The 13,208-nt window shown below is 51.9% G+C and carries 8 protein-coding genes; 5 read left to right on the forward strand and 3 right to left on the reverse strand.

Annotated features, from left to right (window positions below; translation table 11 throughout):
• Positions 1-99: 99 nt before the first annotated feature.
• Genes ACESZP_RS03430 through ACESZP_RS03440 form a run of 3 tightly spaced genes read left to right on the forward strand, consistent with a single transcriptional unit; the run spans position 100 to position 6,908 of the window.
• Complete coding sequence (locus tag ACESZP_RS03430; protein ID WP_349163673.1) at positions 100-1,317, forward strand: FtsW/RodA/SpoVE family cell cycle protein; 1,218 nt, start codon at positions 100-102, stop codon at positions 1,315-1,317.
• Positions 1,314-2,372, forward strand: coding sequence for a flavodoxin-dependent (E)-4-hydroxy-3-methylbut-2-enyl-diphosphate synthase (ispG, locus tag ACESZP_RS03435; protein WP_178038853.1), 1,059 nt, complete (start codon positions 1,314-1,316; stop codon positions 2,370-2,372). The genes ACESZP_RS03430 and ispG overlap by 4 nt, the downstream gene beginning before the upstream one ends.
• 12 nt (positions 2,373-2,384) lie before the next feature.
• Positions 2,385-6,908: a PolC-type DNA polymerase III gene (locus ACESZP_RS03440; protein ID WP_499708032.1), complete on the forward strand. Its 4,524-nt coding sequence runs from the start codon at positions 2,385-2,387 to the stop codon at positions 6,906-6,908.
• A 508-nt stretch (positions 6,909-7,416) separates the two neighbouring features.
• On the opposite strand, the gene ACESZP_RS03445 is transcribed toward ACESZP_RS03440, so the two are convergent.
• Positions 7,417-7,995 (reverse strand): TetR/AcrR family transcriptional regulator C-terminal domain-containing protein, encoded by a 579-nt coding sequence (locus ACESZP_RS03445; protein ID WP_499708033.1) that lies wholly within the window; start codon positions 7,993-7,995, stop codon positions 7,417-7,419.
• Positions 7,996-8,269: 274 nt separating this feature from the next.
• Here ACESZP_RS03445 and ACESZP_RS03450 point away from each other — a divergent pair, with 274 nt between their 5' ends.
• Positions 8,270-8,866, forward strand: coding sequence for a zinc dependent phospholipase C family protein (locus tag ACESZP_RS03450; protein ID WP_499708034.1), 597 nt, complete (start codon positions 8,270-8,272; stop codon positions 8,864-8,866).
• Positions 8,867-8,925: 59 nt separating this feature from the next.
• Here ACESZP_RS03450 and ACESZP_RS03455 read toward each other — a convergent pair whose 3' ends face one another.
• A complete protein-coding gene (locus ACESZP_RS03455; protein WP_499708035.1) occupies positions 8,926-10,272 on the reverse strand; it encodes an SH3 domain-containing protein in 1,347 nt (448 codons plus the stop codon).
• Positions 10,273-10,403: 131 nt separating this feature from the next.
• Positions 10,404-12,188, reverse strand: a complete 1,785-nt coding sequence (locus ACESZP_RS03460) for an Rqc2 family fibronectin-binding protein (RefSeq protein ID WP_499708036.1) — start codon at positions 12,186-12,188, stop codon at positions 10,404-10,406.
• 134 nt (positions 12,189-12,322) lie between these two features.
• On the opposite strand from ACESZP_RS03460, the gene ACESZP_RS03465 reads away from it, so the two are divergent.
• Positions 12,323-13,201 carry a YicC/YloC family endoribonuclease gene (locus tag ACESZP_RS03465; protein ID WP_499708089.1) on the forward strand — a complete coding sequence of 293 codons (879 nt, stop codon included), beginning with the start codon at positions 12,323-12,325 and terminating at the stop codon, positions 13,199-13,201.
• The last annotated feature ends 7 nt before the right edge of the window (positions 13,202-13,208 follow it).

Genomic DNA, 13,208 nt, shown 5'->3' on the forward strand with positions numbered 1-13,208 from the left:
TTGCAGGATTCTTCTTTGACGGATATCCGTTTTCAGCTTGCAAGAGGGATGGGAAGAAAGTATAATAAAAAGTAAACGAGTTTCAAAAAGGAGTGCCAGATGGCGAAAAAAAAGAAAAAGAGAAGAGTTCTCTCTTATCTGTTCAGTTATGATATGAACCTGATCGTGGCCGTCTTATTTTTGATCGTCTTCGGTCTGGTGATGATATACAGTGCCAGCTATTATACGGCCAGTATGAGTGACGCGTTCAACCATGATCCCACCTTTCTGTTGATGAGTCAGCTGAAATACAGCATCCTGGGCATTGTGGTGATGCTGTTTGTCGCCAATGTGGATTATCATTTCTGGAAGCATTTTGCGATGTTGGGGTTTCTGGCTTCGATTGTGCTCATTTTGCTTTTGAAGGTGCCGGGACTGGGCGTCACCGTAAAGGGCGCGACCCGATGGATCCGTATCCCGGGTCTTGGTCAGTTCCAGGTGGCGGAGCCGGTCAAGGTGGCGATGATTTTATTTTCCGCGACGTTGATAGGCAATTATTCCGGCAGGCTGGATAATATGAAGAACTTTATCACGGTTCTGATTCCGACGGCTGTGGTGTCTGTAATGATCCTGAAAATCAGCAACAATATGAGTACGGCTACCATCGTATTGGGCATCAGTTTCCTGATGGCCTTTATGGTATATCCGAAGTACTGGCCCTTTGTGCTGATGGGCGGAGCGGGAGCCACGGGAGTCGGAGCGCTGATTTTCTATCTGAAGCAAAAGCTGGCTTCCGGAGATGTGGGCAGTGGAAACGGTGGTTTTCGTGGCGCCCGTATCCTGGCGTGGCTGGATCCTTATTCTTATGAGTCGGACAAGGCCTATCAGTCCCTGCAGGCGCTGTACGCTATCGGTTCCGGCGGGCTCTTTGGAAAGGGGCTTGGAAATAGTATCCAGAAGCTGGGCCGTATTCCGGAGCCTTATAACGATATGATTTTTTCCATTATCTGTGAGGAGCTTGGCGTTTTTGGCGCGGGGCTGATTATCCTGATGTTTATCTACCTGCTATATCAGCTTTACAGTGTGGCACAGGAGGCGGAGGATACCTTCGGGCGTCTGCTGGCCATCGGGGTCTTTTCCCATGTGGCCCTGCAGGTCGTGTTGAATCTGATGGTAGTCACCAGCCTGTTTCCGACCACGGGCGTTACCCTGCCCTTCTTCAGTTACGGAGGAACGGCGTCGGTATTCCTGCTATTTGAGATTGGCATGGTGTTAAATGTAGAGAAGCAGAGTCGTTTCAAAAAGGAAAAAGAATTGCGGGAGGCAAGAATGGGATGAGAGAACATACAAAAGTAATTAAAATTGGCGGCCGGGTCATCGGAGGGGGTAATCCGATCCTGATTCAGTCCATGACGAACACAAAGACAGAGAATGTGCAGGCGACGGTGGCGCAGATTCAGGCCCTGACAGCGGCAGGCTGCGACATTATCCGCTGCGCGGTTCCAACCATGGAGGCAGCGGAGGCGCTGACTGAGATTAAGAAGCAGATTACGATTCCGCTGGTGGCAGATATTCATTTTGATTATAAGCTGGCACTGGCGGCCATCAAGCACGGCGCGGACAAGATTCGTATCAATCCGGGCAACATCGGAAGCAGGGAACGTGTACAGGCCGTAGTAGACGCTGCGAAAGAGCGCAGTATCCCCATCCGCGTAGGCGTCAACAGCGGTTCCCTGGAGAAAGAGCTGGTGGAAAAATACCACGGCGTCACCGCAGAGGGTATCGTGGAGAGCGCCCTGGATAAGGTACACCTCATCGAAGACATGGGCTATGACAATCTGGTTATCAGCATCAAGTCCTCCGACGTGATGATGTGCGCCAGGGCCCATGAACTGATTGCCGCAAAGACCGATTATCCCCTCCATGTGGGAATCACCGAGTCCGGCACCCTGTATTCCGGCAATATCAAGTCCGCCGTGGGACTGGGTATCATCCTGTACCAGGGCATCGGCGACACGATCCGTGTATCCCTGACCGGTGATCCGCTGGAGGAGATCCGCTCCGCAAAACGTATCCTGAAGACGCTGGGGCTCCGCAAAGGCGGCATTGAGGTCGTATCATGTCCTACCTGCGGAAGAACCCAGATTGACCTCATCGGCCTGGCCAACCAGGTAGAGCGCATGGTAGAAGATATTCCGCTGGATGACATCAAGGTGGCAGTCATGGGCTGTGTGGTCAACGGACCGGGCGAGGCCAAGGAGGCCGACATCGGAATCGCGGGCGGCAAGGGCACCGGTATGCTGATTAAGAAGGGCGAAATCGTACAGCGAATGCCGGAGAGCGAGCTTCTGGGCGCGCTGCGCGAGGAACTGTTACACTGGAACGAGAACTAGGGAGAACTGTCAATGGTAAAAATGTTCGCAGAGGTATTTCCGCCCCTGCATGTGGAAAAAGGTCTGTCAGACCTTCTGGAGCAGGTGCAGGTGGAAAAGGTCACTTCTAACCGGGCAAAAAATTTCATAAGAGTATATCTTGTGAGCGGAAAGCTGATCCATAAGGAGCAGCTTTTTCAGCTTGAAAAGACTTTAAAAAGGCAGTTGTTTGGCAACGCTGACATTACGGTAAAGATCCTGGAGCGCTACGAGCTGTCGGGACAGTACAACCCGGAGACCCTGATGGGGCTCTATAAGGACAGTATTCTTTTTGAGTTGCGTAATTACAGCATGCTGGAGTACAACCTGTTCCGGAGCGCGAAAATCAGCTTCCCGGAGAGTAATGTCCTGAAAATGGAACTTACGAAAACCACCCTGGGCGAGGACGCAGCCGATGAACTTATCCGCATTTTGTATAAGATTTTCACGGAACGATGTGGATTGGATGTGAAAATCCGGGTGGAGTTTGTGGATAAAAAGGAAGAAAAGAAGAGGCGCAGCGGCCGGGCGGACGTGGAGAAGCAGGCGGAGGCGCTGAACGCGGCCATGTGGGCGGCCAAGCAGGCAGCGGACGCGGCGGAGAGCGCGGAAAATGCGGAAAGCGCGGATGGCAAAATCGCGGCAGCAGGCGGCGCGGGAAGCCCCGACAGGGCAAAGGTCGAGAAGAAGACGGCGGCCAAAGCGGACGGCGGTAAAAAGAACTTCGGCAATTTCGGCAAGAGCGAGTACGCATATGGTAAGACTCTGCGTTCCGGCGGAGGCTTCCGAAGCAGGGGTGCCGGCAATAATCCGGATGTATTGTATGGCCGGGATTTCGATGACAGCGAGATTACAGATCTGGTGCAGGTCATTGGGGAAATGGGCGAGGTGGTCATCCATGGCCAGGTCACCGGCTGGGATGAGCGGGAGATCCGTGGCGAGAAAACCATTGTAACCATTACAGTGACGGACTATACCGATACCATCCGCATTAAGATCTTTGAGAAAAACGACGAGATGGAAGCCTTCCGGGAGAAGGTAAAACAGGGATCTTTTATCAAGCTGAAGGGTCTGACTGCCATGGATCGCTTCGATAATGAGCTGACCATCAGCTCTGTCACAGGCATCAAGAAATCCTCAGATTTCCGGACGCCCCGTACAGATAATAGCGAGCTGAAGCGCGTGGAGCTTCATTGTCACACGAAAATGAGCGATATGGACGGCGTCTCGGATGTAAAGAGCATCATTAAGCGTGCCAAGTCCTGGGGCCATACAGCCATCGCAGTGACGGACCATGGCGTGGTACAGGCCTATCCGGACGCCAGCCACAGCCTGGAAAAGGGCGATAATTTCAAGGTGATCTACGGCGTGGAGGGCTATCTGGTGGACGACCTGAAGGATATTGTCACCGACGCAGCCGGACAGAGCCTGGATGATACCTATGTGGTATTCGATATCGAGACGACAGGATTCTCCGCAGAAAACGACCGGATCATCGAGATTGGGGCTGTGCGGGTGGAAAAGGGCGAAATCTCTGACAAGTTCAGTGTATTCGTAAATCCGCAGCTTCCGATTCCCTTCGAGATTGAGAAGCTGACCGGCATCAGTGATGAAATGGTTATGAACGAGCCTGCCATCGAGGAAATTTTGCCGCAGTTTCTGGATTTCTGCAAGGGCGCGGTCATGGTGGCTCATAACGCCGGCTTTGATATGAGCTTTATCCGAAAGAACAGCGAACGACAGGGGCTGCCCTGTGAATTTACAGTAGTAGATACAGTGGCGCTGGCGAGAATTTTACTGCCTCAGCTGAACCGTTATAAGCTGGATAATGTGGCGAAGGCATTGAATGTATCCCTGGAAAATCATCACCGGGCCGTGGACGATGCGGGCTGTACCGCTGAAATCTTCGTGAAGTTTGTGCAAATGCTGAAGGAACGGGATATCTTCGACCTGAACGGCGTCAACCAGATGAGTACCCTGGACGCGGACGCCATTAAGAAGCTGCCATCCCACCACGTCATCATTCTGGCGAAAAATGAGATTGGCCGGGTGAATCTGTACCGCATGGTTTCCTGGTCCCACCTGGACTATTTCGCCCGTGTGCCCAGAATTCCGAAAAGCGTGCTTCAGAAGCATCGGGAGGGCCTTATCGTGGGTTCTGCCTGCGAGGCCGGAGAGCTGTACCAGGCACTGGTACGGTCTGCCCCCGACGAGGAGATCGCGAGACTGGTGAATTTCTATGATTATCTGGAAATCCAGCCTCTGGGAAATAACGAGTTTATGCTGCGGGGAGAGCGTCCCACCTTTGAGTCTAAGGATGATTTGATTCGTCTGAATAAAAAGATTGTGTCCCTGGGCGAGCAGTTCCACAAGCCTGTGGTGGCCACCTGCGACGTGCATTTCCTGAATCCGGAGGATGAGGTCTACCGCCGTATCATCATGGCCGGAAAGGGCTTCAAGGACGCGGACGACCAGGCTCCCCTGTACCTGCGTACCACCGAGGAAATGCTGGCAGAATTTGAATATCTCGGAAGTGATAAAGCAGAAGAGGTAGTTATAACTAACACGAACAAGATCGCGGACATGATTGAACGGATTTCCCCGGTGCGCCCGGATAAGTGTCCGCCGGTTATCGAAAATTCCGATCAGACCCTGCGTGATATCTGCTATGAAAAGGCACATTCCATCTATGGCGAAGATCTGCCCCAGGTGGTAACGGAGCGATTGGAGAAGGAGCTGCATTCGATTATTTCCAATGGCTTCGCGGTTATGTATATCATTGCCCAGAAGCTGGTGTGGAAATCCAATGCGGACGGCTATCTGGTGGGATCCCGAGGATCTGTAGGTTCCTCCTTCGTAGCCACCATGGCAGGAATCACCGAGGTCAACCCGCTTCCGCCCCATTATTACTGCCCGGCCTGCCATTACAGTGATTTCGAGTCGGAAGAGGTGCGCAAATACGCGGGTGCGGCCGGCTGCGATATGCCGGACAAGAACTGTCCGGTCTGCGGCGGTCCCCTGAAGAAAGAAGGCTTCGATATTCCGTTCGAGACCTTCCTGGGATTTAAGGGCGACAAGGAACCGGATATCGACCTGAACTTCTCCGGCGATTATCAGTCCAAGGCCCATAAGTATACGGAGGTCATTTTCGGTACAGGACAGACCTTCCGTGCAGGGACCATCGGAACCCTGGCGGATAAGACTGCTTTCGGTTATGTGAAAAATTATTACGAGGAGCGGGGGCAGCACAAGCGAAACTGTGAGATCGACCGGATCGTCCAGGGCTGCGTGGGTGTGCGCCGTTCGACGGGTCAGCACCCGGGCGGTATCGTCGTATTGCCCCACGGCGAGGAAATTCATTCCTTTACGCCGATCCAGCACCCGGCCAATGATATGACCACGGACATTATCACCACCCATTTTGACTACCACTCCATCGACCACAACCTGTTGAAGCTGGATATTCTGGGACACGATGATCCGACCATGATTCGTATGCTGGAGGACCTGACCGGCCTGGACGCGAAAACCATTCCCCTGGACGACCAGGGCGTCATGTCCCTGTTCAAGAATACAGAGGCTCTCGGCATCAGGCCGGAGGATATCGACGGCTGTCCTCTGGGGTGTCTTGGAATCCCCGAGTTCGGCACCGACTTCGTAATCCAGATGGTGTGTGACGCCAAGCCCCAGTCCTTCTCGGACCTGATCCGAATCTCCGGACTGTCCCACGGTACCGATGTGTGGCTGAACAACGCCCAGCGCTTCATCAAAGAGGGAAAAGCTACCATTTCCACAGCTATTTGTACCCGAGACGATATCATGCTGTATCTGATACATCAGGGCGTGGAGCCAAGCCTGTCATTTACCATTATGGAAAGTGTGCGAAAGGGAAAAGGACTGAAGCCTGAATGGATAGACGCCATGAAGGCGGAAGGTGTGGAGGACTGGTATATCGAGTCCTGTAAAATGATCAAGTACATGTTCCCGAAGGCCCATGCAGCGGCCTACGTTATGATGGCCTGGCGAATCGCTTACTGCAAAATCAACTATCCGCTGGCCTACTACGCGGCCTACTTCAGTATCCGAGCGTCCGCCTTCAGCTACGAGCTCATGTGCCAGGGCAAGGAGCGGCTGGCTTACTATATGGCCGACTACAAGCGCCGCAGCGATTCTCTGTCCAAAAAGGAGCAGGACAGTATGAAGGACATGCACATCGTACAGGAGATGTACGCCAGAGGCTTCGAATTCTGGCCCATCGACATCTATAAGGCGAAGGCCCACCATTTCCAGATCATCGACGGCAAACTGATGCCCGCCTTAAGTACCATCGAGGGCCTGGGCGACAAAGCGGCCGACCAGCTGGAAGCCGCCGCCAAAGACGGCCCCTTCCTGTCCAGGGACGACCTGCGGACACGGAGCAAGCTGTCAAAGACCGTCATCGACTTCATGGGCGACCTGGGGCTGCTCGGCGACCTGCCGGAGTCCAATCAGCTGTCCTTATTTGATTATGTATCCTAATAGAAAAACGTACGGAAAACAAGACGGTATCCCTTTCGCGGAGACGCATTGATTTTCCTGGTTTTGTTCGCGCGGCTTATTCGCCCCCGACCGCCAAACTCGCCCCTGCGGGGCTCAGACAGTGGCTCCTTCGGGGGCTGACAGCGCAAACAAAACCACGGAAAATCAAGCTAACCTCCGCAAAAGGGATACCGTCTTGTTTTCCTGTGTATTGGTAATGAACGCCCTAAAATAAAAAATATACCGTCTTAAACAACCGATATCCTAAATCGCAGGATAACTTAACCGTCCTGTAACGTCAGGAAAGAGAGTGTGCCTTGCTTGATCGGAGGTTAGCTTGATTTCCCGAGGATTCGTTTGCGCTGGCAGCCCCCGAAGGAGCCATTGTCTGAGGCCGAAGGCCGAGTTTGGCGATCGGGGGCGAATAAGCCGCGCGAACGAATCCAGGGAAATCAATGCGTCTCCGAGCAAGCAAGGCACACTCTCTTTCCGTCCATTTATTATGTTTTTATATCCTGTGCCCCCGCGCCTGCACCAGCGCTGTCAGCGACACCTGAAACGTCGTAATCATATCCTCGATAAATTCCTCTTCCGAGGGAATCTTCCGAAGCAGCACCCGGATAATCATCCCCGTCATACCGCTGGTATAAAAAGAAGTCAGGTACTCCCGATAAGCGTCGTCCAACGTAAGTCCAATCTCCGACTCGGCTTTTTGAATCACCATACGGATGGGAGCGGCAAAATCATCATAGAGAAAATTGCGGAGCTCATCATGACCAAGCTCTGTGATAACGCAGGTCAGAAGCTGCCGGTTCTGCTTAATATAACTCAGAGCGAAGCGGATTACCTTCTCCGGATCAGACGTTAATTCATTGCTGTCCACCACCGACAGCAGATCCTGTTCCAGCATCCAGCGCAGCAACGAATAAATATCTTCAAAATGATAGTAAAACGTCTTGCGGTTATACCCACAGTTTTCCACGATCTCCGTGACCGTAATTTTCGAAAACGACTTTTTCGTCAGAAGCTGCTTCAGCGAATCCACCAGCGCCTGCTTCGTAGCCTGACTTTGCATCTCATGTTTCATAAATCCACCATCCATCCTGCGTCATTCATCTTAGTGTACTGAATTTTCAGGTCTGAATCAAGCAAAAACGTGAAGTTTATAAAAAGTTCATCATTTTTCATAACAAAAAGAGGAGATAAACACCAAAATAGTCAAAAAATAATGCTGAAATTTATGGAATATTGTAAAAGTTAGTGATAGACAACCTGGAATGATTGGAGTATGATAGAAAAGGTAGTGTTTTACGAGGGGAAACTATATAAGCGGCAAGATACCGTGAGGATGGAGGTAATAAATGAGAAAAAAATCACATATTTCACTGGCCAGATACATTGCGCAGGACATGCAGGTTCCGGTGATGACACATCACAGGAAAGCGTTCTATCTGGGAAGCATACTCCCGGACTGCAAGCCTTCCTTTCTGACCCAGCGTCATGAGTTCAATGGAACCTTTGATCTGGTGAAGGAACGTATCTGTGTACTGTCCGCGGATTCCGGTCTGCTGTTGGACAATGGACGCGCCTTTATGCGCCGACTGGGTGAAATCATTCATTATATTGCGGATTATTTTACCTTCCCGCACAATCAGATCTACGACGGCAATCTGAAAGATCATTGCGTGTATGAGAAAGAACTGAAATTCCGCCTTCGGGAATACGTAAAGAGTGGTAAGGCCTTTCGCGACCGGATTGACGCGAAAAAGTTTGAGACGCCGGAGGCAGTCTGCAGCTTTGTTAAGAAGGCCCATGAGGATTATCTGAAAATGAAGCACGGCGTGCAGGAGGATTGTGAGTATATTGTCCGCATTTGCCATCAGGTGGTGCAGGCGATTCTGAATCTGGTAAATCTGGCGGCGGCAGGGGAGGCAGAAAAACGGTTCTGTCCGGCATAAAAGTGAGATATAAAAAGGGTCTTCGCATAAAAGCGAAGACCCTTTTCAAATTCGGAAGCTTATTTTAACAGAGAAGAAGGAACATAACCTTCAATCTTCTCACCGTTCTGTGTGAAAGAAATCTTGGTCCATTTCTGACCGTCATCCCCGGTTTTTTCTTTGATAATCGCTACCTTAGTGCCATTTTCCAGTGTGGCGCGGATATCCGCGTTGGGGGAAGCATAGCTTCGAACCTGTGCGACGCCGCCGGAGGAGCTGCCGGATGAAGAATTTCCGGAAGAGCCGGAGGTGTTGGTCGCAGCGCCCATGGTTACCAGATCGGAACGGATATAGCCCTGCATGGTATTACCGTTCAGTGTGTAGGAGATTTTATACCATTTCTTGCCGTCATTGCCGGTTTTTTCGGAAATGATGGTAGCTGTGGTTCCGGCGGGCAGTTTGGAGCGGATATCAGCTCCGGTGGAAGCGTAGGAGCGGATATTGGCTACTGCCGGACGGATGGTGACGCTGGTAGAGGCGCTTCCTGAGGAAGTATTAGAAGAACCGGAGTCGCCTGCCGGATTCTTGTCTGTCAGCAGATCGCTGCGGATATAACCGCTCAGCTTATAGCCGTCTACGGTATAAGATACTTTATACCAGGTCTGTCCGTCATCGCCCTTTTTGGAAGTAATCAGACTGACGGCTGTGCCCTTATTCAGTTTGGAGCGGATATCGCCATTGGTAGAGGCATAGGAGCGGACAGACACGCCGCTGTCAGGAACTACATAGCGGGTTCCGGATACATCGGTGGAAGAAGCAGAACCGCCCGGGTTAGTGTCGATCAGCAAATCGCCGCGGATGTAGCCTTCCATGGCAGAACCATTTTTTATAAAGGAAATCTTGTACCAGGTTCTGCCGTCATCGCCCTTTTTGGAAGAGATAACGGAAGCTGCCGTGCCGCGTTCCAGCTTTGTACGGATGTCTGCGTTGGTGGATGCGTAGGTACGGATGATAGCCACAGCCGGTTTCACATACTTCTGCCCGGATGCGGACGAACCGCTGTTGTCGGAGCCTGAGGAATTATTTGAAGCGCTTCCGGAAGAACCGGATACGCTTCCGGATACATTCAGCAGATCCGCCCGGATATAGCCTTCCTTGGCGTCGCCGCCATAGGCAAAGAACACATCGTACCATTTCAGGCCGTCATCGCCGGTGGTCTCAGAGATAATGGATACCTTGGTTCCCTGGGACAGCTTGCAGATGATGGAAGAACTGGTGGAAGCGGAGGAGCGCACATTGAGAATGCGGTTCTTGACCGTTCCGGTGGCTCTGGCTGCCTCAGTCCGGAATGTGGGCGTCAGCAGTCCGAAACAGAGTGTGAAAATCAGGAAAAAGGAAAGTAATTTCTTCTTTTTCGTATACTTCATAATAAAATCCTCCCTTGTAGAGAAAAATGGTATGAGCGGCAATTCCCGCTCATACGTTCTGCTTTCAGTATAAGCGTTTGGCAGGCAAAAAGCAACGGGACGGGCCGAGTATTAAGAATATCTTAACTTTCTTAATCTACCTGCCGGATACCCGAAATATCTGAATCAATCATCAGGGAATAATTGGTATAATACACCACAAAACCGGGCTTCGCGCCGCCGGGCTTTTTTACCTGTTTCTTCTGAACATAGTCGATCTCTACCTTGTCGCCGCCCCGGTTCTTGGAATAATAGGCGGCCAGACGGCCCGCTTCTTCGAAGGTACGGTCGGGCAGCTCCCGGCTGTTTGCCTTCACGATGACGTGAGAGCCGGGCGCGCCTTTGGCGTGGAACCACCAGTCGTTTCCGGTGGCAAACTGGAAGGTCAGCTCGTCGTTCTGGAAATTATTTTTACCCACGTAGATATCGAAACCGTCGCTGGAGACGTAGTGGTAGGGTTTCGAGGTAATTTTCACCTTTTTGCCGCCGATTTTTCTGCGGATGTAGCCGGACTCTACCAGCTCTTCTTTGATCTGCACCAGATCTTCCTCGGACAGTGCCATATCCAGGGCGGTCTGTACGGATTCCAGGTGTTCCACCTCAGACTTCGTTTCAGCCAGCAGCGTGGTTACAGCCTCGAAGGTTCGCTTGAGCTTGCCATATTTGTCAAAATATTTCTTGGCGTTCTCCTGGGCGGAAAGGGTCGGATCCAGCGGAATCGTGACCTCTTCATTGGTATAGTAATTCAGGGCCTGCATGGATTTTGCCCCCTCGGGTACGCCGTAGCCGTAGGTGTGAATCAGCTCGCCCCAGATCTTATACTTTTCCCGTTTTTCCGTATCGGCCAGCTGTCGGCTCTGCAGATCGTATTTCTTGCGGCTCCGGTCCAGGGCAGTCTGGACGATGCGGCGTAGATCGGAGGATTTCTGGCGGATGCGGGTCAGGGTATTCTTTGTGGCGTAATAGCTTTCCAGGAGTGCGGAAACGGATTCGAAGGGCTGGGCGTTCATTTCTTCGTACATGGTCAGGGGAACAGCGGAGAATTCTACCGGCTCCAGACTCTGTCCGAACTGGGAAAATGTGGTATCAGTGGATACGAAACCGGCATTTCTATAATAAATACGGGGTTCGAAATCACCGTCCTTGACAGTCTCCATAAGCCGCAGCAGCTGGTGGGACAGCATTTCCCGTTCGGGAGCAGTAAGAGCCCCTGCGGGCCGCGCGGATTCCACAGAAGCCCGGTGACAGAGCTCCTCGGCCATGACCGGGGAAAAGCCGGTCAGTGTAGTGTAGATGGCTTTGGAGAGGGGCGCCGGTTTGTCGCAGATGGCAGAAACCATTTCCACGGGAGCGACAGTGAGGGGATCCAGCTTGTCCTGGGTATGGGGAATGAAATAAGTCCGGCCCGGCAGCACTTCCCGGACGGAGCTGACCGCCAGGGACACATGCTTGATGCTGTCCAGGATCATGCCGTCCTCTTTACAGAAAATCAGGTTGCTGTGCTTGCCCATCAGCTCCACGATCAGGGTTTTCCGGCAGAGATCCCCCATCTCGTCCAGATGTTCGATATGGAAATGAAGAATGCGCTCCAGAGAGGGCTGGTTCACAGCCACGATGCGTCCGCCCCCCAGATGCTTGCGGAGCAGCATACAGAAGCCCGGCGCGGTCATGGGCGCGGGTTTATTTTTATCTGTCAGGTAGGCCAGCGGCAGACTCGCCGAAGCAGAAAGCAAAAGTCTGTACTGGTTTGCGTTGTTTTTTATGGTAAGCAGGAGTTCATCGGCCTCGGACTGGACGATTTTTGTGATGCGTCCTCCGGTCAGCTTATCGGATAACTCCTTTCGAAGACAGGATACTGTAATTCCGTCAAATGCCATGGTGAAAACGGCCTCCTTCAAATAGCTTTTAAATAAGTATACTTGACATGTGGAAAAAATTCAACTACAATAAAATCCAAATGAGCAGTGCAAAGGTTCGGAAAATCAGACACTGCGGAGCGGAGAGAACAACCATGGTAAAGAGTATGACAGGCTTTGGCCGGTGCGAGGTATCCGAAGGGGATCGGAAAATGACGGTGGAGATGAAGTCCGTCAACCACAGATATCTGGACGTGGCCATCAAGATGCCGAAGAAGCTGAATTATTTTGAATCTGCCATCCGAAGCCTCCTGAAGACTTATATTCAGCGAGGCAAGGTGGACATTTTTATAACCTACGAGGATCTGTCCGAGAGCAATATGGCGCTTCATTATAATAAGGAAATTGCCGCGGAGTACCTGAAGTATTTAAAGCAGATGGCAGAGGATTTCAGCCTGGATCAGGATGTGAAGGTGGGGGCCCTGTCCCGTTATCCGGAGGTTCTGGTGATGGAAGAGGTGCAGGATGACGAAGAAGAGCTCTGGAAGCTTCTGGAGCAGGCCTTAAAGGGCGCCTGCGAGCAGTTCGTAGCCACCCGCGTGACGGAGGGCGAGAATCTGAAGCGGGATCTGACCGCGAAGCTCGACGAGCTGCTGGTTCATGTGGATTATGTGGAGGAGCGTTCTCCGCAGATTGTGGCCGAGTACCGGGCGAAGCTGGAGGATAAGGTGAAGGAGCTCCTTTCCGATACCCAGATTGAGGAGAGCCGTATCGCTTCCGAAGTGACTATTTTCGCGGATAAGATTTGTGTGGACGAGGAGATCGTGAGACTCCGCAGCCACATCGAGCATACGAGAGCCACACTGGAAGAGAAAGAGAGCGTGGGCCGCAAGCTTGACTTCATTGCTCAGGAGATGAATCGGGAGGCCAACACGATCCTTTCCAAGGCCAACGACCTGGAGATTTCCAATCACGCCATTGAGCTGAAGACCGGCATTGAAAAAGTCCGGGAACAGATTCAGAATATTGAGTAGGGAGAAT

Source organism: Candidatus Dorea massiliensis AP6, assembly GCF_964245105.1.
Classification (GTDB): Bacteria; Bacillota; Clostridia; order Lachnospirales; family Lachnospiraceae; genus Laedolimicola; species Laedolimicola intestinihominis.

What these genes read in the sequence shown, in the direction of transcription:
- ACESZP_RS03440 (WP_499708032.1), top strand. Translation starts at nt 2,385, where the DNA reads ATGGTAAAAATGTTCGCAGAGGTATTTCCGCCCCTGCATGTGGAAAAA.
- ACESZP_RS03430 (WP_349163673.1), top strand. Translation starts at nt 100, where the DNA reads ATGGCGAAAAAAAAGAAAAAGAGAAGAGTTCTCTCTTATCTGTTCAGT.
- ACESZP_RS03460 (WP_499708036.1), bottom strand. Translation starts at nt 12,188, where the DNA reads ATGGCATTTGACGGAATTACAGTATCCTGTCTTCGAAAGGAGTTATCC.
- ACESZP_RS03455 (WP_499708035.1), bottom strand. Translation starts at nt 10,272, where the DNA reads ATGAAGTATACGAAAAAGAAGAAATTACTTTCCTTTTTCCTGATTTTC.
- ACESZP_RS03465 (WP_499708089.1), top strand. Translation starts at nt 12,323, where the DNA reads ATGGTAAAGAGTATGACAGGCTTTGGCCGGTGCGAGGTATCCGAAGGG.
- ACESZP_RS03450 (WP_499708034.1), top strand. Translation starts at nt 8,270, where the DNA reads ATGAGAAAAAAATCACATATTTCACTGGCCAGATACATTGCGCAGGAC.
- ACESZP_RS03445 (WP_499708033.1), bottom strand. Translation starts at nt 7,995, where the DNA reads ATGAAACATGAGATGCAAAGTCAGGCTACGAAGCAGGCGCTGGTGGAT.
- ispG (WP_178038853.1), top strand. Translation starts at nt 1,314, where the DNA reads ATGAGAGAACATACAAAAGTAATTAAAATTGGCGGCCGGGTCATCGGA.